Genomic DNA, 22,814 nt, shown 5'->3' with positions numbered 1-22,814 from the left:
CTGCCATAATAAAAATCTCCATTGAGTTAAATTTTCAATGGAGATTTTAGTATTTTCAAGCGGTTAGGTCTTTGTGCAACTGCTACATAATACCGTAAAAAAATGCAACACAGATCACAAAAAAAAATGAAACATTGTTTTGCAGTTGGTTAAAATTTGTACTAATTTTGTGATTTTTAATTGTTTTTGGAGACAAAAGTGAGATTGGAATTTGATAGTAAAATGTCTGAATTGACAAAAAAGCACGTTAGAAAAACGTGCTTTTGTTTTAGTTATTTGACGAAAAATTTATAAAATATTGACCGCACTTGGTAGTTTGGCTTCTATTAATGTTGCTTTATCATTCTCCCAATTTACCACTGCGATTGTAGAAGGGTGAAAGCTGACATTATTTTTGCCGCAGAACTCAGCCACAATTTCGCCCACCAAAGGCAAATGGGAGATAATTAAAACGGCAAGATCGTCGCTGTCGTTTTCTTCTGCCCAGCTATTTAAATAATCATAGACCAATTCAGAATTGCCATAAGGTGTGATCGCATCCCACGTTTCTGTTAGATTGGTTAATTGATGGTCAAAGGCGATATTGACTTGTTCAAAGGTTTCGATGGCGCGCACATAAGGGCTGACAATGACTTTATGAAGTGCGGTCGATTTTAAGGAAGTTTTTAACCATTGAGCTTGGGCAAAAGATTGTTTTTTGCCGAGATCTGTTAAGTGGCGTTCTTTGTCTGAACGTGCGAGCATTTCTGCTTCGCCGTGGCGCATAACATAAATTCGCATGAATTTCTCCGAAAATAAAATTTGCCATAATCTACTGAATAACGCCCCGAAAAGTCAATGTATTCACTGCGATTTTATGCTAGAATACGCCGATTTTTTTACCCGATAATAAACACAGGTTCAAATGAAAGACAGTATTATTAGTAAATTAGATAGCCTTGCCGAACGTCATGAAGAACTGCAGGCATTATTAGGCGATGCATCCGTGATTAATGATCAAGACAAATTCCGTGCTTATTCAAAAGAATATGCGCAATTAGAAGAAGTGGTGTCAACCTTTAATCGTTGGAAAAAACTGAACAGCGATATTGAAGATGCACAGATTTTGCTTGATGATCCTGATATGAAAGAGATGGCGGCGGAAGAAATTGCCGAAAACAAAGCAGAAATTGAAAATCTCGAAAATCATTTGCAAATTCTATTATTACCTAAAGATCCCCACGATGAATTTAATGCTTATCTTGAAATTCGTGCAGGAACGGGCGGCGATGAAGCGGGGATTTTCGCAGGAGATTTATACCGCATGTATAGCCGTTATTGCGAAAGTAAACGCTGGCGCATTGAAGAAATGTCTGCCAATGAAAGCGAACAAGGCGGTTATAAAGAAATTATTGTGAAAATTTCTGGTGAAGGCGTGTATGGGCAGCTCAAATTTGAATCAGGCGGGCATCGTGTGCAACGTGTGCCAAAAACAGAAAGCCAAGGTCGTATTCACACCTCAGCTTGTACCGTGGCGGTAATGCCGGAATTGCCAGAAAGTGAATTGCCAGAAATTAATCCGTCTGATTTGCGTATTGATACTTATCGTTCATCAGGTGCGGGCGGTCAGCACGTTAATACCACCGATTCTGCGGTGCGTATCACCCATATTCCTACGGGGATTGTGGTCGAGTGCCAAGACGAGCGTTCACAGCATAAAAATAAAGCGAAAGCGATGTCCGTGTTGGCTTCGCGTATTGTGCAAGCCGAGCAAGAAAAGCAGGCGCAAGAGCAGGCTGATACACGCCGTAATTTGTTAGGTTCGGGTGATCGTTCAGATAAAATCCGCACTTATAATTACCCGCAAGGTCGTGTGACCGATCACCGCATTAACTTAACGGTGTATCGTTTAGATGAAGTGATGAACGGCAAAATTGATGAGCTTATCCAGCCAATCATCACCGAGTATCAAGCTGATCAGTTGGCGGCATTATCAGAATCAAACTAAAATAAAGGGCAGGTTTCGCACCTGCCCAATTTATTCGCATTATTTGCATGGTTTCCCCATTATTATCGATAAAAAATACTCAATGAATTATCAACAATGGCTCAAAGATGCCAGCGCATTGCTCATAGAAAAACGAAAATCCGATCCTTATCTTAATGCCAAGTTTGATGCGAATTTGTTGCTACAATTTGTTACGCAAAAATCAAAATCGCAGATTCATGCTTTTGCTGAAACGGAGCTTGATGAAAAAACTTTAGAAAATCTGACCGCACTTTTAAACCGCCGAGCCGCAGGCGAGCCCATCGCTTATATTCTTGGTGAAACCGAGTTTTGGTCTTTAAATTTGGAAGTCTCGCCCGATACCTTAATTCCGCGCCCTGATACGGAAATATTAGTGGAGCAGGCACTGGAACGAATGCCATCAAAAGACTGCGTAGCCATTTTAGATTTAGGCACAGGGACTGGGGCGATTGCTTTATCACTGGCGCAAGAACTGAAAAAGTGCGGTCAAAATTTCAGAATTTTCGGGGTAGATCTTATGCCCAATGCGGTGGAATTGGCTAAACGCAATGCGGTTCGCAATCATCTTGTCGAGGTGGAGTTTCAACAAAGCTCATGGTTTGAGAATGTGAATGAAAAATTTGATATGATTGTCAGTAATCCGCCTTATATCGATCCGAAAGATACGCATTTAAACCAAGGCGATGTGCGCTTTGAACCCTTGTCCTCCCTGATTGCAGATGATGAAGGTTATGCCGATTTATATCATATTATTCAGCAAGCGCCGCAATATTTGAATGCGAAAGGCTGGTTACTTTTGGAACATGGTTGGCAACAGGGCGAAAAAGTGCGGTCATTTTTTACGGAGAATTTGTGGGAAATGGTTGCAACGGTACGAGATTATGGCGACAATGAACGCATCACTTTAGCACGATTAAAACGATGAAATACGATAAACAAGCACTTTATTTGGAAATAGAAAAATTTTATCTCATCACGACAGAAGATGAAGGCGATGATTTACGCACAATTCGTTCATTGATGGGCGGCTTGGTGCGTAAAGCGCGTAAAAGTCTGGCTGGGGAAGAAGATACCAAAGGAAAAATCCATAAATTATTACAGTTAATGTATGGCGAATGGGGTTTTCATTGTGATCGCAATACCTATTTTTACGCCAAAAATCTCTATTTAGGCAATGTATTGCGTAGCAAGCAGGGAATGCCTGTGACGTTGGGATGCATTTTGCTGTATTTAGCCGATAAATTAGATTTGCCGATTTTCCCTGTGCTTTTCCCTACACAGCTCATTTTGCGTGCGGATGTGGATAATGAAACCGCTTTTATTGACCCTTGGAATGGCGAATATCTCAGCCAACAGGAATTAGAGAAATTGTATCAAGGTGCCTTTGGCTTTGGCGCGCAAATTCCGCCAAAAGAATTAGAAATCGCCGAGCCAAAAGAATTAACGGAACGCTTTGCCCAATTGGCTAAAAATTCGTTGATTCGTGAGCAATTAAATGATGCTGCATTTAAATATATTACTTCTCGCTTAAACACGATGGAGTGGCTGATTGAAAATGGCATAAGCAATGGGACAGACGTAGAACAGGTCGAAAAAGATGAAGCTTATGAATATCGTGATAGGGGATTGGTATTAGCCCAAATGGGGGCGTATCAAGCGGCTATCAATGATCTTCACTATTTTGTTGAGAAATACCCTGAAGATCCAACGGCATTAATGTTGCAGGACCAACTACCAGAAATGGAAGAACATCTGTACGTAGATTTATTACATTAATTATCGCTTCACGCGTTAATGATTACAAAAGGAAATTTTATGACGAACAAAACCGTAAAAATCGGCAATATTGATGTCGCGAATGATAAACCATTCGTGTTATTTGGTGGTATGAATGTGCTTGAAAGCCGTGATATGGCGATGCAAGTATGTGAAAAATATGTAGAAGTAACCAATAAATTGGGTGTGCCTTATGTTTTCAAAGCGTCTTTTGACAAGGCAAATCGTTCGTCCATTCATTCATATCGCGGCCCTGGTATGGAAGAAGGGCTAAAAATCTTCCAAGAATTAAAAGACACATTTGGGGTAAAAATTATTACCGATGTGCACGAAATTTATCAATGTCAGCCTGTGGCTGATGTGGTGGATGTTATCCAACTGCCTGCATTTTTAGCGCGTCAAACGGATTTAGTGGAAGCAATGGCGCGCACTGGTGCGGTGATTAATGTGAAAAAACCCCAATTTTTAAGCCCGGGGCAAATGGGCAATATTGTGGAAAAAATCGAAGAATGTGGCAATGATAAAATCATTCTTTGTGATCGTGGTACCAACTTTGGTTACGATAATTTAATCGTGGATATGCTTGGTTTCAGCGTAATGCGCAAAGCGTCAAAAGGCAGCCCAGTAATTTTTGATGTGACCCATTCGTTGCAATGCCGTGATCCATTTGGTGCTGCTTCGGGCGGCCGCCGTGCGCAAGTGACGGAGCTTGCTCGCGCAGGCTTAGCAATTGGCATTGCTGGTTTGTTCTTAGAAGCGCATCCAGATCCGAATAATGCTAAATGTGATGGGCCTTCGGCGTTGCCATTATCCGCTTTAGAAGGTTTTGTTTCACAAATGAAAAACATTGATGATTTAGTGAAATCTTTCCCAGAACTTGATACCTCTATTTAATCAAAGTGCGGTTAAAATTCTTCAAATTTTGACCGCACTTTATGTCTGTAACATAAGGATAAAATGATGAAAATTGTGTTTCTCGACAGTACAGCATTACCCAAACATTTACCCATTCCTCGCCCTGATTTTGACCACGAATGGGTAGAATACGAAACCACTTCGGCATCGCAAACCTTAGAACGCGCAAAGGATGCGGATATTATCATTACCAGCAAAGTGGTATTCAACCGAGAATTATTGCAACAGTTGCCGAAATTAAAACTGATCGCCTTAACCGCCACGGGAACAAATAATATTGATTTAGTGGCAGCTCAAGAATTGGGCATTGCCGTAAAAAATGTGGCGGGCTATTCCGCGGTGACGGTTCCTGAACACGTATTAGGTTTAATTTTCACCTTAAAACACAGTTTACATCTATGGTATCGCGATCAACAGCAAGGAAAATGGGCTGATAGCCAACAATTTTGCTATTTTGACCATCCGATCACAGATGTTCGTGGCGCGACATTAGGGATTATCGGCAAAGGCAGTTTAGGCAATGAAGTCGGGCGATTAGCCAGTTTAATCGGTATGAAAGTGCTTTATGCAGAACGCCCAAATGCCACAGATTGCCGTGAGGGTTATACACCATTTTATGATGTACTTGCCGCAGCAGATATTGTCACATTACATTGCCCTTTAACCGCAGACACTGAGAATTTAATTAACTCAGAAACCTTGTCACATTTTAAACAGGGCGCATTTTTAATTAATACAGGGCGCGGACAATTAGTGGACGAAACCGCATTGCTCGAGGCATTAAACAGTAAAAAATTGGCGGGTGCGGCGCTTGATGTGCTTCGTGTTGAACCCCCAGCGCCAGACAATCCATTGATTGTTGCCGCTAAAACGATGCCAAATTTGATTATCACTCCGCATGTTGCTTGGGCATCAGATAGTGCGATCACCACACTGGTTAATAAAGTGCGGTCAAATTTAGAAGAATTTGTGAAAACAGGGAAATAATGAATTTAGGTGTTTCTTTATTTATCGCGCTGCGTTACTGGCGAGCCAAAAGTGCGGATAGATTTGGGCGATTAGTCACCAATCTCGCCAGTGCAGGGATTGTGCTAGGTGTGATGGCATTAATTATTGTGCTTTCGGTGATGAGCGGCTTGGAAAATCATCAAAAACAACAAGTCTTATCCGCGATTCCACATGCGATTGTGATGAAGCAAGAAGGGAATTTCAACTTAGATACATATAAGAAAGAATTGCCCACGCTTTCTCATTTTGCAGATATCCACGCCATTACGCCAATTAACACCACCAACGCGATTTATCAAACCGCGCAAGGGGTGAGTGCAGGGCAGGTAATCGGTGTGCAACATCCTAGCGATGATCCCTTGCTTGAATATTTAGACCAAACTCAACTCAATAATTTGCTGCCAGTGGGCGAATTTAAGCTGATTATTGGTAGCCAATTGGCGGAAAAATTAAATATCCAAATTGGCGATAAAGTGCGGTTAATGCTGACAGAGGAAAGCCAATATACGCCATTTGGGCGTGTGCCGGTACAGCGTTTATTCACCGTGAGTGATATTTATTTTGCGCCGAGCGAAGCGTCTAGCTATGAAACCTTTGCCAACCTTGCAGATATTGGGCGTTTAATGCGTATTCAGCCTAGCGAAGTGCAAGGGGTGCGTTTATTTCTCTCAGATCCGTTTTTAATCACTGAATTGCCGAAAATATTTACGCCAACCAACTATAAAATTGAAGATTGGCGAGCGCAAAAAGGCGAATATTTCCAAGCCGTGCGTATGGAAAAAAATATGATGGGCTTGTTGATCAGCCTAATTATTATCGTGGCTGTGTCAAATATTATTACTTCTCTCAGTTTAATGGTGGTCGACAAACAAGGGGAAATTGCCATTTTGCAAACCCAAGGCTTAACCAAAACACAAGTGCGCTGGATTTTCATTTTGCAAGGTTTCTTAGTTGGCGCGGTGGGTGCCATTATCGGCGCGCTGTTAGGTGTGTTGATTACATTAAATTTGAATAGCATTATCGGGTGGTTTAATCCTGCAGGCTTATTCTTGCCAACGGATATTAGTGCAACTCAAGTGCTTGTGATTATTGGATTTTCTCTATTGTTATCCTTATTATCGACTCTTTATCCCGCTTATCGAGCCAGTAAAGTCGAGCCTGCGGAAGCGTTGCGTTACGAATAGGTTATGAATAGCTTATAAATAAAAAAGTGCGGTCAATTTTTTAAAAATTTTATCGAAAATATATGAATAAAGAATTATTAGTTTGTCAGAATATTAGCAAATATTACACGGAAGGCAGCCAGCAAACGCAGGTGCTAAACGAGGTTTCATTTCAATTAAATGAACGTGAGCTTGTCGCCATTGTTGGTGCGTCTGGCTCGGGGAAAAGCACCTTGTTACACACGCTAGGCGGTTTAGATCAGCCCTCAACAGGCGAGGTGTTTATTAAAGGGCAATCATTGCAAAAAGCGAGTAGTGATGAATTAGCCAAGCTGCGCAATCAATATCTTGGTTTTGTCTATCAATTTCATCATTTAATGGCAGATTTTACCGCCTTGGAAAACGTGCTTATGCCAATGTTAATTGGTCAGCAAAATAGAACAGAAGCCAAAGACCGTGCGGAAAAAATGCTGCATGCAGTTGGTCTTTCCCACCGCATTAGCCATAAACCTTCTGCACTTTCGGGTGGGGAACGTCAACGGGTGGCGATTGCGCGAGCTTTAGTCAATAATCCTGCTTTGGTGCTTGCCGATGAACCAACAGGCAATCTTGATCACAAAACAACCGAGAGTATTTTTGATTTAATCCAACAACTGAATCAAGAACAAGGCATTGCGTTTTTATTGGTGACTCACGACTTGCAGTTGGCTGAAAAGTTACAACGTCGCATGATAATGCAAGACGGCATATTGCGTGCGGAGCGATAATATGAATACGCCTTTTTTCATTAGCTGGCGTTATCAGCGCGCAAAACAAAAAAATCGTTTAGTCTCGCTTATTGCCTTTTTTTCTACCATTGGCATTGCACTTGGTGTTGCGGTTCTCATTTTGGGGCTTAGTGCGATGAATGGGTTTGAGCGAGAGCTTAATAATCGCATTCTTGCGGTAGTGCCACACGCGGAAATTACAGCAGGTGGTGGCGAGCCAATTCATCAATATTCCACATTAGCCCAGACTATAAGCCATATTCCAGATGTGAAAGCGGTGTCGCCTTATGTGGGTTTTACTGCGTTGGTCGAAAATGGCAGTAAAATGAAAGTGTTACAGGTGAAAGGCATCGAACCTACGGCGCAAAGTGCGGTCAGTTCTTTGGATAAATTTGTGTTAGCAAATGGCTGGCAGAATTTCACTCAGCAGGGTGGTTTAGTGCTGGGCTATGGCATTGCCAAAGAGTTAGATGTGCAGGTTGGCGATTGGGTAACACTGTTAATTTCGCAAAATAATGGTGATGAAATGGCGCAGCCAATGCGAGAACGCATTCAAGTGTCGGGTATTTTGCGTTTAGATGGGCAATTAGATCATAGCTATGCATTAATGCCTATGGCTCAAGCCCAGCAATTTCTAAATTATCAGCCCGATCAGATTTCTGGGCTAGAAATAAAAGTCGCTCACCCGTTTGCAATGCAAAACATAGATTATTCCAGTCTGAACAATTATCCACAATTACTGAATTTAACGTCTTGGATGAGCAAATTTGGTTATATGTATCGTGATATTCAACTTGTCCGCACGGTGATGTATATCGCGATGGTGCTCGTGATTGGTGTGGCGTGTTTTAATATTGTTTCTACACTGATTATGGCGGTCAAAGATAAAGCAGGAGATATCGCCATTATGCGAACCTTGGGCGCAAATAGCCAGTTCATTAAGCGTATTTTTGTGTGGTATGGCTTGCAAGCAGGTATGAAAGGTTGTTTGATTGGCATTGTGTTAGGCGTATTTTTAAGCCTAAATTTGACCGCACTTATTCAGGGACTAGAGCAGTTAATTGGGCGAAAATTATTGTCTGACGGCATCTATTTCGTGGATTTCTTACCAAGCGAATTACATTGGCAAGATGTCATTTTAGTCTTATTGGCGGCGTTAATTTTAAGCTTAATCGCCAGTTTATACCCAGCCAGCAGAGCAGCAAAATTGCAGCCAGCCCAAATTTTAAGTGGCTACTAAAAATTTTAATGTACTAGTTTACTGATACAAAAATTAATGATAAGCTAACCGCACTTTTGTGAATATTGTGCGGTTTTCTTTGGCAAATGTTCAAATCTTAAATTGACTAAAGTTGAGAGTTATTTATGTCTAAAAATAAAAATGAAGTGCGTGTTGCTAATGATGACACGCGTATTGCGAATATTGAACAGGTTTTACCCCCTATCGCATTAATTGAAAAATATCCTGCCAGTGAAGTGGCTATCAAAACAGTTAAAACAGCGCGCAAAAAAGCCCATGATATTATTCATGGCGAAGATGATCGTTTGCTTGTCATTATTGGCCCTTGTTCTATTCATGACACAGAAGCCGCATTAGAGTATGCAAACCGCTTAAAAGCGTTGCGCGATAAATATGAAGATAATCTCGAAATTATTATGCGTGTTTATTTTGAAAAACCGCGTACCACTGTGGGTTGGAAAGGATTAATCAATGACCCGCATTTAAATGATACCTATGCATTGAATGATGGATTGCGTGTGGCTCGCCGTTTATTATCTGAAATCAATGACTTAGGCTTGCCTACTGCGGGTGAATTTCTCGATATGATCACGCCACAATATGTTGCGGATTTTATGAGCTGGGGCGCAATTGGTGCGCGCACTACAGAATCACAAGTACATCGTGAATTAGCCTCTGGCTTGTCTTGCCCAGTCGGCTTTAAAAATGGTACTAACGGTGGCGTGAAAATTGCCTTAGATGCGATTGGCGCATCAGAAGCTTCACACCATTTCTTGTCAGTCACAAAATTTGGACATTCAGCTATTGTTTCCACTAAAGGGAATAATGACTGCCACATTATTTTACGCGGCGGCGACAAAGGCACAAACTACGACGCAGAAAGCGTTGCTAATGTATGCGAAAGCATTGAAAAAACAGGGCGCTTAGGGCATGTTATGGTGGATTTCAGCCATGCCAATAGTAGTAAACAATTCAAAAAGCAAATGGATGTTTGCCAGGATGTTTGCGCACAACTTGCTAAGGGTTCAAAACAAATTTTTGGTGTGATGGTAGAAAGCCATTTAGTGGAAGGCCGCCAAGATTTAGAAATTGGTAAACCATTAACCTACGGGCAAAGTATTACCGATGCGTGCATTGGCTGGGAAGATACCGAAATATTGTTACAACAGCTTAATGATGCGGTTCAAGCACGCCGTCAAGCGAACGCTTAATTGAAAAATAAAAAATCCCATTGGCAACAGTGGGATTTTTGTTATTAGAAAACATCAAAATAATAAGCCGTAAAACAGCGAAAAAGTGCGGTCAAAACTCACAAAATTTTGACCGCACTTGTCCGATTTCCGATGCGTTATGCTAAATGGCTGGCATCATTAGTTTTCTCAACGATAAATTTCACTTCATTATCATTTTGAATATAGCGAACAATATTAATTGAAGTATTGCGCAAATGTTCACTATTTCCTTCTTCACAGTGTTTCTGCCAGCTAATGCCATTGAATAATGCCATCAGCAAACGGAGCGTATTTCCGTGAGATACGATTAAAATATTGCCTTTATCATGAACTCGTGCAATATCATAAATGGCTTTCATTGCTCGTTCGGCAAGCTCCGCCCAAGTTTCGCCACCATTGCTTAGGGCTTGATAATTTGCGGGATCATTCAGCATTTGTTGATATTCATCAAGTTGCTGGATAATTTCTATTTTTTGCCCTTCCCAGCTACCAAATGCGTGTTCATTAAGTCCATTATGTTGAAAGAGCGGCACATCTCGTTGTCCTAAAATATGATTTGCGGTGTCGATGGTGCGTTGCAAACAGCTAGAATAGGCGGCAACAAAAGGAACATTGGCGAGCGCTTTGCCCGTTAATATTGCACCCTGAATACCAGCTTCGGTTAAATCTGAATTGCCCGAGCCTTGCATTAAACCTTGGTCATTCCAAACCGTTCTGCCATGGCGCAGGAGATAAAAAGTGAGTTCTTTTTGCATATTATTTCCTTATTTTGAGAATAGCCTGATTTTACCGTAAAGCTATCGCAATGAAAATCAAAAATCCTTTGCAACTTGCGGCTAAAACGCATATCCTAAACACAATTTTTTGCACGAGAATGGATAGTTTATGTACTCAAAAGCCAAATATCGTAAAGATTATAAAACCCCTGACTTTACTGCCACAGATATTTCCCTTGATTTTCAATTAGATCCCAATCATACCGTCGTTACAGCCACCACCCAATTTCAACGCTTGAATGCAGAAAGCACTGAACTGCGTCTTGATGGACATAGCTTTCAATTTGCGGCGATTAAGCTCAATGGCGAAGATTTCACCGCTTATAAGCAAGACAGCGAAGGCTTAACCTTGGATTTAAGTGAGCAAAGTGCGGACAAATTTGAGCTAGAAATTGTGACGAATTTGGTGCCTGCAACCAATACTTCATTGCAAGGTTTATATCAATCAGGCGAGGGCATTTGTACACAATGTGAGGCGGAAGGTTTCCGTCAGATTACTTATGCATTAGACAGACCCGATGTGCTCGCTCGTTATCAGGTAAAAATCACCGCGGATAAAACTAAATATCCGTTCTTATTATCAAACGGCAACCGTATTGCCTCTGGTGAGCTAGAAGACGGCCGTCATTGGGTAGAATGGCAAGACCCATTTCCAAAACCAAGCTATTTATTTGCATTAGTGGCGGGCGATTTTGATTTATTGCAAGATAGTTTTACCACAAAAAGCGGACGTCAAGTTGCCTTAGAGCTTTATGTGGATCGTGGCAATTTGAACCGTGCTGATTGGGCAATGCAAAGCTTGAAAAAAGCGATGAAATGGGATGAAGATCGCTTTGATCTTGAATACGATTTAGACATTTACATGATTGTTGCCGTGGATTTCTTCAATATGGGCGCAATGGAAAACAAAGGGTTGAACGTGTTTAACTCAAAATTTGTGCTTGCCGATCCACAAACCGCAACAGATGCTGATTATTTGGCGATTGAATCGATGATTGGCCATGAATATTTCCATAACTGGACTGGTAATCGCGTTACTTGCCGTGATTGGTTCCAATTAAGTTTGAAAGAGGGCTTAACAGTTTTCCGTGATCAAGAGTTTTCATCGGATACAGGCTCTCGCGCGGTAAATCGCATAAATAATGTAAAAATTTTGCGTAGCGCACAATTTGCTGAAGATGCAAGCCCAATGGCGCATCCTATCCGCCCTGAAAAAGTGTTAGAAATGAATAATTTCTATACAGTAACCGTATATGAAAAAGGTGCGGAAGTCATCCGAATGATGCATACTTTGCTAGGCGAAAAAGCCTTCCAAGCAGGAATGAAATTATATATTTCAGAAAATGACGGAAAAGCGGCAACCTGTGATGATTTTATTTCAGCAATGGCGCGCGCTTCAGGTGTGGATTTAGAACTTTTTGCGCGTTGGTATAAACAGTCTGGCACACCTGAGTTGACCGTGTCAGATCATTATGATGAAAAAGCGCATCGCTATCAGCTCATTGTGTCCCAAATGACGCCACCAACGGCGGATCAAATGGATAAGGCTAACTTGCACATTCCGCTTAAAATTGCCCTATATGACCAAAGCGGCATGCCGTTTATGTTGCTCAATAATGGGGAGGTGGTGAATGATGTATTAAATGTGACACAGACTGATCAGATTTTTGAATTCCAAGATATTAAATCGCGCCCAGTGCCTGCATTGCTTTGCGATTTTTCTGCACCTGTTAAATTAGACTATGATTACAGCACAGAGCAACTCATTATCTTATTGAAACATGCGCAAAATGAATTTGTTCGTTGGGATGCAATGCAAATGTTATTTGCCCAAGAGTTACGTCGTAACTTATCCCTTTATCAACAAGGACAACCATTAGAATTTTCACCAGAAATTTTGACCGCACTTGGTTATGTGTTAGCCAATTATCAACAAAATATCGAGCTAACCACGTTAATTTTGACCTTGCCAAAAGAAACAGAATTTGCCGAAGACTTCAAAATTATTGACCCTGAAGGGATTTTTGTCGTGCGAGATTTTATGCAACGCACGATTGCAGAAAATCTTAAAGATGCGTTATTTGAGGTTTATAACCAAATTCATTTAGAAACCTATCGTATTGCGGCAGAAGATATTGCTTTGCGCGGCTTGCGAAATGCTTGTTTGCAATATTTAGCTTTCACAGAAACAGGCAATACTTTAGTCAACAAGCATTATTTATACGCCAATAATATGACAGACAGCTTGGCTGCATTAACCGCCGCGACCAAAGCTCAACTGGCTTGTCGTGATAACTTATTGCGTGATTTTGAAGAAAAATGGCAACATGATGGTTTAGTGATGGATAAATGGTTTAGCTTGCAAGCCACACGCCCTGATTCTAACGTGTTAGAGTTGGTGCAACAATTAATGAACCATCCAAGTTTTAATTTCAACAATCCAAACCGTTTGCGTGCATTAGTTGGTAGTTTTGTGAACCAAAATCCACGGGCATTCCATGCTATCGATGGTTCTGGTTATCGTTTCTTAACGGATATTTTGCTGAAATTAAATGAAAGCAACCCACAGGTTGCCGCCCGCTTAATTGAACCGTTAATTCGTTTGGGACGTTATGACGGACAACGTCAACCGCTGATGAAACGTGCGTTAGAACGCTTAAATGATGTGGAAAACTTGTCTAAAGATTTATTCGAAAAAATTGAAAAGGCATTGAATTCTTAACAGTATATTTTTCATTAGGGCGATTTAAATAAGCGTAATTCACAATATTGCGCCTATTAATTACCCTAAAATGGAAACGTTTTAGCCACTGAAAACCGAGTTTATAGAAAGAGAAATACAATGTTATACCCACTAATCAAAAAAGGCATATTTGCTTTAGAGCCAGAAACTGCCCATGATCTTGCCATTAAAGCATTGCATATAGCGGGACATCCGTTACTCAATGGCGTGCTCAAATCATTGCTTGCTTGCCCGAAAGGCACAGAAAAAACGGTGATGGGCGTAAAATTCAAAAATCCAATTGGATTAGCAGCGGGCGCGGATAAAAACGGAGAAGCGATTGACGGATTTGGCGCAATGGGTTTTGGCTTTATTGAAGTGGGAACGGTCACGCCTTTAGCGCAAGATGGAAATGCAAAACCACGCCAATTTCGGATTATTGAGGCAGAAGGAATTATTAACCGCAATGGCTTTAACAATAACGGCATTGATTATCTTGTGGAAAACGTGAAAAAAGCGAGATATCAAGGCACTTTAGGCATTAATATTGGCAAAAATAAAATCACGCCGATTGAACATGGAAAGGATGATTATATTTTTTGTTTAAATAAAGCCTATAATTATGCTGATTATATTACCATTAATATTTCATCGCCTAATACGCCAGATTTGCGTAGTTTACAATATGGCGATGCATTGGATGATTTGCTTAAAGGGATTAAAGCCCGCCAAAAAATTCTCTCTGAACAATACAATAAATATGTGCCGATTGCCGTAAAAATTGCCCCTGATCTAACGGAAGCGGAATTAGTGCAAATTGCTGATACATTACAACGTCACAAAATGGATGGTGTTATTGCCACCAACACGACCATTTCTCGAGACACAGTTGCAGGCATGACAAATTCCACCGAAATAGGTGGCTTGAGTGGAAAACCATTACAGCATAAAAGCACTGCGATTATTTCTCGTTTGCAACAAGAATTAAAGGGCAGTATCCCCATCATTGGCAGCGGTGGGATTGACGGTGTACAAAATGCCCAAGAGAAAATCGCCGCGGGCGCAGAATTATTGCAAGTTTACTCTGGATTAATTTATCACGGCCCAGCTTTAGTCAAACAGTTAGTTCAAGCCATTAAATAAGGTTTCAAGTGCGGTGAAATTAACCGCACTTTTAGTATTCAAAAATGACAGAAAAAATTTACGATTTACATAGCCATAGTACAGCTTCAGACGGCACATTAACGCCTACGGAATTAGTACAACGCGCCGCTCAACAAGGCATCAACGTGTTAGCTCTAACCGATCACGATAGCATTGCAGGTCTTGCAGAAGCGCGCATGACAGCCAATGAGTTAGGCATAGAATTTATCAATGGTGTAGAAATTTCTACCGAGTGGGAAAACCGAGGCATTCATATTGTCGGATTAGGGTTTGACGAAACTTCGCCAAATTTGACCGCACTTTTGCATAAACAAGCGGAAACCCGTCATCATCGCGCTCTTGCCATTGCCGAAAAATTGGAAAAAGTGGGGGTAGAAAATGCTTTTGAAGGGGCTAAAAATCTGGCAAACGGCGAAGTTACTCGAGCCCATTACGCCCGCTATTTAGTGCAAATTGGCAAAGTGTCGAACGAGGCCCAAGCGTTTAAAAAATATCTCTCTCAAGGCAAATCTTGTTACGTTAAATCCGCTTGGGTTGATATTCCCACTGCCATTCAGAACATTCATCAAGCGGGCGGGTTAGCCGTGTTGGCTCATCCACTGCGTTACACGATGACAAATCGTTGGTTAAAGCGTTTAATTGGTGAATTTAAAGAGTGGGGCGGGGACGGGATAGAAGTGGCAGGAGCAGGACAAACTGTTGATCAACGCCAATTATTAGCACGTTGGGCAACGGAATATGATTTATTGGGCTCTGTCGGCTCTGATTTTCATTATCCTTGCGGCTGGATTGAACTGGGAAGATCCCTTTGGCTGCCAGAAAATGTGACACCGATTTGGCAAGCTTTAGCATAAAAAAGAGGGCGAATATCACGCCCTGTTTTTGTATTTATAAATAACTGACAAAATCTTCTAATTTTCCAGCTCTCGGTTCTTTATCTGCGCGTTCTGCGGCCGTGCCTAATAAAATCAGCGCTACCACTTTATCATTTTCAGCGCAGCCAAAAGCTTGGCGCAATTCAGCGCCATCAACCCATTTTCCTGTTATCCATACATTATCAAAACCTAAGTCTTGGGCAGCAAGCTGAACGCTATAAGCTGCGCAACCTGCGGATAACATTTGTTCCCAGGCAGGCACTTTAGCGATAGTTTTATCAATTTTTGCCACAACAGCGATGATCATTGGCGCAGAACAAATTTTATTCACTTTCGCAAAGTGTTTTTCTTCTAAATTCAGTTCAGTGGCAGCCGCAGTCAATAAAGATGCTAAACGCGTGAAGCCCTCTTGCTCTACCACCACAAAACGATAAGGCTGTAATTTGCCATGATCTGGCGCGCGCAGTGCGGCTTGAAAAATTTGGGCTAATTGTTCTTTATTCGGTGCAGGTGCGACCAATTTTTTGTTTGAACGGCGTGTTTGTAGTAATTCAATCGTTTCCATAAAATACCTAATTTTCATCAAAAGTGCGGTCTATTTTAGCAAAGTTTTTTGCTAAGGTCAGAGCAACGGGCTAAACAAGAAAAATAATTTTTCGATGATGCGTTTATACATCGGGCGTTTTACCCAGCGTTGATAATCCAACTTGACTGAACCTTGCTGATAATTTTCGTGTAATAAACTTACTTCATTGGCAAATTCTTCATCTTCAACCACCATAGTGACTTCATAGTTCAGCAAGAAACTGCGCATGTCCATATTCACCGTGCCAACGAGTGCCAATTTGTTATCGATCAGCACGCTTTTGGTATGCAATAAACCACGGTCAAACAGATGTATATTCACACCCGCTGCCAGTAATTCGTCAAAATAGGTGCGGCTTGCCCAGCCCACCATTAAGCTGTCATTTTTGCGCGGCAAAATTAAGGTAACATTAACACCACGCAAGGCGGCGGTAACTAAGGCATCGGTAATATTTTGGCTTGGCACGAAGTAGGGCGAGGTGATAAAAATACTTTCTCGAGCAGAAAATATTGCGGTACTCAACGCTTGTTGCACCAAATCTTCTGGATAACCAGGGCCCGTGGCAAGAATTTGCACCGTATGGCGATTAGCAGTATGCAACGGATATAAATTATCATTAGGAACAGGCAAAGAAAGTGGGAGTTTTTGCTCGGTTTCAAGTTCCCAATCCAAGGCGTGCAAACCATTTAATACGCTAGACACAGGGCCATTAATGCGCACCATGACATCTACCCATTCGCCCACATTGCTGTCTTGTTTGAAAAACTTGGGATCGACCATATTCATACTGCCGGTGTAGGCAATTTCATTATCGATCACAATAATTTTACGGTGCTGACGTAAATCTATACGGCGCAAAAACACACGGAATAATTGCACGTGCAACGCTTCAGCAATTTCAATGCCGTTTTCACGCATATAGCGACAGTTCTCACTGTTAAAAAAGTGCCGACTTCCCACATAATCCAGCAAAATATGCACGTTTACACCTCGGCGGCGCGCGTCAATTAATGCGGTCATCACTTCATTCACTAAGCCGCTATCCGCCCAAATATAAAACACCATATTGATGCTTGTTTTGGCACGCTGAATATCCTCAACAATGCTTTTTATAATCGACTCAGGGGTGTCTAAAATATGCAATTCATTGCCTTGCATACAAGGAATGCTCAAGCGATTTTGGGCTAAATCAAATAGGGGAGCAGAGAGCAAAGTGCGGTCAGAATCGATAACATTTTTTTGCTGCTTAATTTGTTGAAACCATTGTGCATATTTAGGTTGGAGCAGTTTGAAGGCTTTGACTCGGCGCTTGCCTAAATTAATTTCGCCAAAAATCAAATAGGCGAAAATCCCCGCCACAGGCACCAGATAAATAATCATCAACCAAGATAACATCGCGGTGGAAGATTGTCTTTTGGTTAATTGTCGTAATGTGATGGAAACAATTAACGCCCACATCACGATAGGCAGCGCATATGCTACAATATGTTCAAAATCGATAGCCATTGATTTATACAGGAAGAGTGAGATTGTTCGAAATTATAACCCAAACCGATGATTTTATCATCATCCATAAACCGCACGGCATTAGTGTGCATAAAGACGATAACGACGTGGGGCTAACTCAATTATTAGCAGAGCAGCTGGGCGTTCCACAAGTGTGGTTAGTTCATCGCTTAGACAAAGTAACCTCTGGGCTGCTTTTGTTGGCGTTAAATGAACGAGCTGCCGCAGATCTGTCAGCCTTGTTTGCTGAACATAAAATTCAAAAGACCTATCTTGCCTTGTCTAATTTTAAGCCAAAGAAAAAACAAGGATTGATTATTGGCGATATGGAAAAATCTCGCCGTGGCGCTTGGAAATTAACGCAATCACTCAATCAGCCTGCGATCACGCGGTTTTACTCGATGAGTTGTGAGCCCAACTTGCGCTTATTCCTATTGCAACCGCAAACGGGCAAAACTCATCAACTTCGTGTGGCAATGAAAAGCCTTGGCAGCCCTATTTTAGGGGATGCGCTTTATGCAGGAAAAACTGAAAATATTGACCGCACTTATTTGCATGCCTACCGATTAGTATTTGAATATAAAGGTAAAACTTATGATGTTCGTCTGCTTCCTCATCAAATAAAAAATGGCGGTGTATTTTTTGAACGAATGTCCGTTATACAACAAATTTCGCAAATAGACAGTAAAAAAACGTGATTTTTTAAAGAGTTAGTATTATCATTAGGCGAATTTTAGTACATATAATTGAACGAAAGAAGGATAGGTATGCAAAACCTTAATGAATTAACCGCCCAAGCCCGTGCAACATTGGAAGAATTGCACCATAAAGGGTTGGATGCTTTAGAGAATTTCCGAGTCGAATATTTTGGTAAAAAAGGGCATTTTACCCAATTAATGCAAGGTTTGCGTGATGTGGCAGCTGAAGAACGCCCAGCCATTGGTGCAAAAATCAATGAAGCGAAACAAGCCATTTTAGACATTCTCAATGCGAAAAAAGAAGAAATTGAGCGTGCAGCATTAAATGCAAAATTAGAAAATGAACGTATTGATGTGAGCTTGCCAGGGCGTAAAGTCGAAATAGGCGGTTTGCACCCCGTTTCAATTACCATTGAGCGCGTTACCAAATTCTTTTCTGAATTAGGTTTTAGCGTGGAAAGTGGCCCTGAGATCGAAAGTGATTATTATAACTTTGATGCGTTAAACATTCCTAAACATCACCCAGCACGAGCAGATCACGATACATTTTGGTTTAACCCTGAATTATTATTACGCACGCAAACTTCTGGTGTACAGATTCGTACAATGGAAAAAATGCAGCCACCAATTCGCATTATGGCGCCAGGTCGAGTGTATCGTAATGACTATGATCAAACCCATACGCCAATGTTCCACCAAATTGAATTATTGTATGTGGACAAAAATGCAAACTTCACGGAATTAAAAGGCCTATTACATGATTTCTTACGCGCCTTTTTTGAAGAAGATTTGCAAGTGCGTTTCCGTCCTTCTTATTTCCCATTCACTGAGCCGTCTGCGGAAGTGGATGTAATGGGCAAAAATGGAAAATGGTTAGAAGTGTTAGGTTGCGGTATGGTTCACCCGAACGTGTTACGCAATGTGGGCATTGACCCGAACGAATACAGCGGTTTCGCGGTGGGAATGGGCGTAGAGCGTTTAACCATGTTACGCTACAACGTCACAGATTTACGTTCATTCTTTGAAAATGACTTGCGTTTCTTAAAACAATTCAAATAGGCACGAGCGATGAAAAAACAACTTATCTTTTCTTTGGGCTTAATGGCTACCTTTGCTGCAAGTGCGGTCGAAACGCCAGCAGATTCTGATAACTCACCGATTGCGGCATTACGCGTTTTTGACATTAGTGGCACCAACGCTAAAGCCTTAGAAGGCAATGAACTTTCACGTAGTAAACCACGCGAAGTCTGTTTGCTTGTTGGCAATGTGCCAGTACAAGACAGCAATACGCTAGTTCAATATTTACAAGCGCCAGCTAAAACCAAAATTGAGATGCCAGCCAATATGGCAAAAGTGGAAGCTGAAAATAACGGTCAGAATTTCTTAATTAGCAAAACGATAACTAAAGCTGAAATGCCAAATAACCGAGCTGTATTTTGTTGGCGTTTTACAAAAAAAGATCCTTTAGGCGAATATAAATTAGATGTTCAATTTAATGACATTGTATTCAAAGGTTTAAAATTCAAAGTATTAAAATAATAAGCGAGAAAAAGAATGAAATTTAGTGAACAGTGGGTAAGAGAGTGGGTTAATCCTGCGATTACAACTGAACAATTATGTGATCAAATTACCATGCTTGGCTTAGAAGTCGATGGTGTTGAAGCGGTTGCTGGTGAATTTACGGGCGTTGTTATCGGCGAAGTTGTCGAATGCGCACAACACCCAGATGCGGATAAATTACGTGTCACCAAAGTCAATGTCGGCGCAGAGCGTTTATTAGATATCGTCTGCGGCGCGCCAAACTGCCGTCAAGGCTTAAAAGTCGCGTGCGCAACAGAAGGCGCAGTGTTGCCAGGCAATTTCAAAATCAAGAAAACAAAATTACGCGGTCAGCCTTCCGAGGGAATGCTTTGCTCATTTAGCGAATTAGGCATTTCCGAAGACCATAATGGTATTATTGAATTGCCTGCAGATGCGCCAGTTGGTACAAATTTCTGTGATTATTTGAATTTAGACGATAATGGGATTGAAATTAGCTTAACCCCAAACCGTGCAGATTGTTTAAGTATTTCGGGTATCGCACGTGAAATTGGCGTGGTAAATCGTGCATCAGTGGTTGAACCGATTATCGAGCCAGCACAAGTAACAAGTGCGGACAAAATTGCGATTAAATTATTAGCACCTGAAGCTTGCCCGCGTTATTTATTACGTTCAGTAAAAAATGTGAATGTGAATGCTACAACGCCAATGTGGATGAAAGAAAAATTACGCCGTTGTGGCATTCGTTCAATCGATCCTGTGGTGGATATTACAAACTATATTTTGCTTGAATTAGGTCAACCAATGCATGCTTTTGATGCGGCGAAAGTTGCGCAGCCTGTGCAAGTTCGTATGGCAAAAGATGGGGAAGAACTCGTTTTATTAGACGGTAACACCGCTAAATTACAAAGCAATACCTTGGTTATCGCAGATCAAAAAGGCGCGCTAGCAATGGCGGGGATTTTTGGCGGTCTGCATAGTGGTGTTAATGCAGAAACCAAAGATATTATTTTAGAAGCCGCATTTTTCGCACCATTAGCCATTACAGGACGTGCGCGCCAATATGGCTTGCATACTGATGCATCGCACCGTTTTGAACGTGGTGTGGATTTCCAATTACAGCACAAAGCGATGGAAAGGGCGACCGCACTTTTACTTGAAATTTGTGGTGGCGAAGCGGGCGAAATTTGTGAAGTAGCGAGCGAAGCACACTTACCAAAAGTGAAAGAAGTGCAGCTGCGCCGCAGTAAATTAGATGCATTATTAGGCCATCATATCGAAACAGAAACCGTGACGGATATTTTCCAACGCTTAGGTTTGCCAGTGCGTTATGAAAATGATGTTTGGACAGTCACTTCAGCCTCATGGCGTTTTGATATTGAAATCGAAGAAGATTTAATTGAAGAAGTGGCACGAATTTATGGCTATAACAGCATTCCGAATAATGCCCCTTTAGCCCATTTGCGTATGCGTGAACACAAAGAAGCGGATTTGGAAATTTCTCGAATTAAGACCGCACTTGTGTCTGCAGATTTCCACGAAGCCATTACATATAGCTTTGTAGATCCAAAAATTCAAAGTTTATTGCACCCAGATATTGAGCCATTAGTATTGCCAAATCCAATTTCAAGCGAAATGTCTGCAATGCGTGTTTCATTATTAACTGGTTTGCTCGGCGCGGTTGTTTATAACCAAAACCGCCAACAAACTCGTGTCCGTTTATTTGAAACAGGCTTGCGTTTTATTCCTGATGCTAACGCCGAATTTGGCGTTAGCCAAGAATTTGTATTCAGCGCCGTATTAACTGGGGCTAAACATAATGAACATTGGGCAACAAAATCAGAGCCAGCCGATTTTTATGATTTAAAAGGCTACATTGAGAACCTATTGGCCCTAACAGCCGTAGGCAATGATGTAAAATTTGTGGCAAAAAACTATGCGGCATTCCACCCAGGTCAGTCGGCTGCGCTTATCTTAAATGGGGAAGAAATTGGTTTTATCGGTCAAATTCACCCAAGTATTGCTCAAAAAATGGGGCTTAATGGTAAAGTATTCGCCGCAGAAATTCTGGTGGATAAAGTGGCACAACGCAATGTTACTTCAGCAAAAGAAATTTCAAAATTCCCAGCTAATCGACGCGATCTCGCTTTAGTGGTGGCAAATAACGTTCCTGCAAGTGATATTATCGAAACTTGTCGCGCGGTGGGTGGCGAAAAACTCATTGCCGTGAACTTATTTGATGTGTATCAAGGACAAGGCGTACAAGATGGACATAAGAGCCTTGCAATTAGCCTAACAATCCAAGATACTGAGAAAACTTTGGAAGAAGAAGATATTAATGCGGTAATTTCTGTGGTATTAGCCGAATTAAAACAACGTTTTAATGCAACCTTGAGAGATTAATTATGACATTAACTAAAGTTGAAATTGCAGAAAATCTTGTGCAAAAACACGGATTAACAAAAGCGGAAGCGAAAGCCTTAGTTGAAAGTTTCTTTGAAGAAATTCGTTCAACCTTAGCCAATGGCGATGATGTGAAACTCTCTGGATTCGGGAATTTCGAGTTAAGAGATAAGGCCTCTCGCCCAGGACGTAATCCCAAAACAGGGGAGAGCGTGCCTGTTTCAGCTCGCCGCGTGGTTGTATTTAAACCAGGGCAAAAATTGCGCGCTCGTGTAGAAAAAGCCAAAATAAAATAAGGGGCTGACGTAGATTAGGTACTATGCTAATCTACAAAAATGAAGATAACTCATTGTAAACTAAAGAAATCTATACAGAGAAAATTACTTGAATTTTTTGTGCTAGAAGTCACGGCTCGCTCAGCTGCAGATTTACTTGG

General features: G+C 41.3%; 21 protein-coding genes and 1 pseudogene. 18 read left to right on the top strand and 4 right to left on the bottom strand.

Annotated elements, in window-relative coordinates:
* Nucleotides 1-288 precede the first annotated feature (288 nt).
* Nucleotides 289-780 (bottom strand): phosphohistidine phosphatase SixA, encoded by a 492-nt coding sequence (gene sixA, locus C8D76_RS09410; protein WP_116632521.1) that lies wholly within the window; start codon nt 778-780, stop codon nt 289-291.
* Between the two features lie 124 nt (nt 781-904).
* Between sixA and prfA the strand changes: the two genes are divergently transcribed.
* The 9 genes from prfA (at nt 905) to aroG (ending at nt 10,088) form a co-directional block, all read left to right on the top strand.
* Nucleotides 905-1,987, top strand: a complete 1,083-nt coding sequence (gene prfA / locus C8D76_RS09405; RefSeq protein WP_116632520.1) for a peptide chain release factor 1 — start codon at nt 905-907, stop codon at nt 1,985-1,987.
* An 82-nt stretch (nt 1,988-2,069) separates the two neighbouring features.
* Nucleotides 2,070-2,933 (top strand): peptide chain release factor N(5)-glutamine methyltransferase, encoded by an 864-nt coding sequence (gene prmC / locus C8D76_RS09400; protein WP_116632519.1) that lies wholly within the window; start codon nt 2,070-2,072, stop codon nt 2,931-2,933.
* The gene (locus C8D76_RS09395; protein WP_116632518.1) at nt 2,930-3,784 is read left to right on the top strand and encodes a SirB1 family protein; all 855 of its coding nucleotides are present in this window, start codon (nt 2,930-2,932) and stop codon (nt 3,782-3,784) included. Before prmC ends, C8D76_RS09395 begins: the two co-directional genes overlap by 4 nt.
* Before the next feature lie 39 nt (nt 3,785-3,823).
* Nucleotides 3,824-4,678: a 3-deoxy-8-phosphooctulonate synthase gene (gene kdsA, locus C8D76_RS09390; protein WP_116632517.1), complete on the top strand. Its 855-nt coding sequence runs from the start codon at nt 3,824-3,826 to the stop codon at nt 4,676-4,678.
* Nucleotides 4,679-4,744: 66 nt separating this feature from the next.
* The gene (locus C8D76_RS09385) at nt 4,745-5,686 is read left to right on the top strand and encodes a 2-hydroxyacid dehydrogenase (RefSeq protein ID WP_116632516.1); all 942 of its coding nucleotides are present in this window, start codon (nt 4,745-4,747) and stop codon (nt 5,684-5,686) included.
* Nucleotides 5,686-6,891, top strand: a complete 1,206-nt coding sequence (locus tag C8D76_RS09380) for a lipoprotein-releasing ABC transporter permease subunit (RefSeq protein ID WP_116632515.1) — start codon at nt 5,686-5,688, stop codon at nt 6,889-6,891. The genes C8D76_RS09385 and C8D76_RS09380 overlap by 1 nt, the downstream gene beginning before the upstream one ends.
* A 62-nt stretch (nt 6,892-6,953) precedes the next feature.
* A complete protein-coding gene (gene lolD, locus C8D76_RS09375; protein ID WP_116632514.1) occupies nt 6,954-7,637 on the top strand; it encodes a lipoprotein-releasing ABC transporter ATP-binding protein LolD in 684 nt (227 codons plus the stop codon).
* A 1-nt stretch (nt 7,638) separates the two neighbouring features.
* On the top strand, nt 7,639-8,877 hold the full coding sequence (gene lolE / locus C8D76_RS09370) for a lipoprotein-releasing ABC transporter permease subunit LolE (protein ID WP_116632513.1): 1,239 nt from the start codon (nt 7,639-7,641) through the stop codon (nt 8,875-8,877).
* Nucleotides 8,878-9,002: 125 nt separating this feature from the next.
* Nucleotides 9,003-10,088, top strand: a complete 1,086-nt coding sequence (aroG, locus tag C8D76_RS09365) for a 3-deoxy-7-phosphoheptulonate synthase AroG (RefSeq protein ID WP_116632512.1) — start codon at nt 9,003-9,005, stop codon at nt 10,086-10,088.
* A 137-nt stretch (nt 10,089-10,225) separates the two neighbouring features.
* Here aroG and C8D76_RS09360 read toward each other — a convergent pair whose 3' ends face one another.
* A complete protein-coding gene (locus tag C8D76_RS09360; protein ID WP_116632511.1) occupies nt 10,226-10,864 on the bottom strand; it encodes a histidine phosphatase family protein in 639 nt (212 codons plus the stop codon).
* A gap of 130 nt (nt 10,865-10,994) precedes the next feature.
* Here C8D76_RS09360 and pepN point away from each other — a divergent pair, with 130 nt between their 5' ends.
* From pepN to rnm, 3 genes are all read left to right on the top strand, one after another.
* On the top strand, nt 10,995-13,607 hold the full coding sequence (gene pepN / locus C8D76_RS09355) for an aminopeptidase N (RefSeq protein WP_116632510.1): 2,613 nt from the start codon (nt 10,995-10,997) through the stop codon (nt 13,605-13,607).
* Nucleotides 13,608-13,727: 120 nt separating this feature from the next.
* Nucleotides 13,728-14,750, top strand: a complete 1,023-nt coding sequence (pyrD, locus tag C8D76_RS09350; RefSeq protein WP_116632509.1) for a quinone-dependent dihydroorotate dehydrogenase — start codon at nt 13,728-13,730, stop codon at nt 14,748-14,750.
* A gap of 44 nt (nt 14,751-14,794) precedes the next feature.
* The gene (gene rnm / locus C8D76_RS09345) at nt 14,795-15,625 is read left to right on the top strand and encodes an RNase RNM (RefSeq protein ID WP_116632508.1); all 831 of its coding nucleotides are present in this window, start codon (nt 14,795-14,797) and stop codon (nt 15,623-15,625) included.
* Nucleotides 15,626-15,659: 34 nt separating this feature from the next.
* On the opposite strand, the gene C8D76_RS09340 is transcribed toward rnm, so the two are convergent.
* Nucleotides 15,660-16,211 carry a nitroreductase family protein gene (locus tag C8D76_RS09340; protein WP_116632507.1) on the bottom strand — a complete coding sequence of 184 codons (552 nt, stop codon included), beginning with the start codon at nt 16,209-16,211 and terminating at the stop codon, nt 15,660-15,662.
* A gap of 57 nt (nt 16,212-16,268) precedes the next feature.
* On the bottom strand, nt 16,269-17,732 hold the full coding sequence (cls, locus tag C8D76_RS09335; RefSeq protein WP_116632522.1) for a cardiolipin synthase: 1,464 nt from the start codon (nt 17,730-17,732) through the stop codon (nt 16,269-16,271).
* Between the two features lie 23 nt (nt 17,733-17,755).
* Between cls and C8D76_RS09330 the strand changes: the two genes are divergently transcribed.
* The 6 genes and pseudogenes from C8D76_RS09330 to C8D76_RS09305 form a co-directional block, all read left to right on the top strand.
* Nucleotides 17,756-18,436 carry a TIGR01621 family pseudouridine synthase gene (locus tag C8D76_RS09330; protein WP_116632506.1) on the top strand — a complete coding sequence of 227 codons (681 nt, stop codon included), beginning with the start codon at nt 17,756-17,758 and terminating at the stop codon, nt 18,434-18,436.
* Between the two features lie 69 nt (nt 18,437-18,505).
* The gene (pheS, locus tag C8D76_RS09325) at nt 18,506-19,495 is read left to right on the top strand and encodes a phenylalanine--tRNA ligase subunit alpha (protein WP_116632505.1); all 990 of its coding nucleotides are present in this window, start codon (nt 18,506-18,508) and stop codon (nt 19,493-19,495) included.
* A gap of 9 nt (nt 19,496-19,504) precedes the next feature.
* On the top strand, nt 19,505-19,975 hold the full coding sequence (locus C8D76_RS09320) for a hypothetical protein (protein WP_116632504.1): 471 nt from the start codon (nt 19,505-19,507) through the stop codon (nt 19,973-19,975).
* Between the two features lie 15 nt (nt 19,976-19,990).
* Nucleotides 19,991-22,378 carry a phenylalanine--tRNA ligase subunit beta gene (gene pheT, locus C8D76_RS09315; RefSeq protein WP_116632503.1) on the top strand — a complete coding sequence of 796 codons (2,388 nt, stop codon included), beginning with the start codon at nt 19,991-19,993 and terminating at the stop codon, nt 22,376-22,378.
* Nucleotides 22,379-22,380: 2 nt separating this feature from the next.
* Nucleotides 22,381-22,674, top strand: coding sequence for an integration host factor subunit alpha (locus C8D76_RS09310; RefSeq protein ID WP_116632502.1), 294 nt, complete (start codon nt 22,381-22,383; stop codon nt 22,672-22,674).
* A 39-nt stretch (nt 22,675-22,713) separates the two neighbouring features.
* Nucleotides 22,714-22,814: pseudogene (locus tag C8D76_RS09305) on the top strand (IS1595 family transposase); the annotation flags it as partial.

This window comes from Alitibacter langaaensis DSM 22999, assembly GCF_003096995.1.
Taxonomy (GTDB): Bacteria; Pseudomonadota; Gammaproteobacteria; order Enterobacterales; family Pasteurellaceae; genus Exercitatus; species Exercitatus langaaensis.
This window is presented reverse-complemented; position numbering and strand designations above follow the sequence as displayed.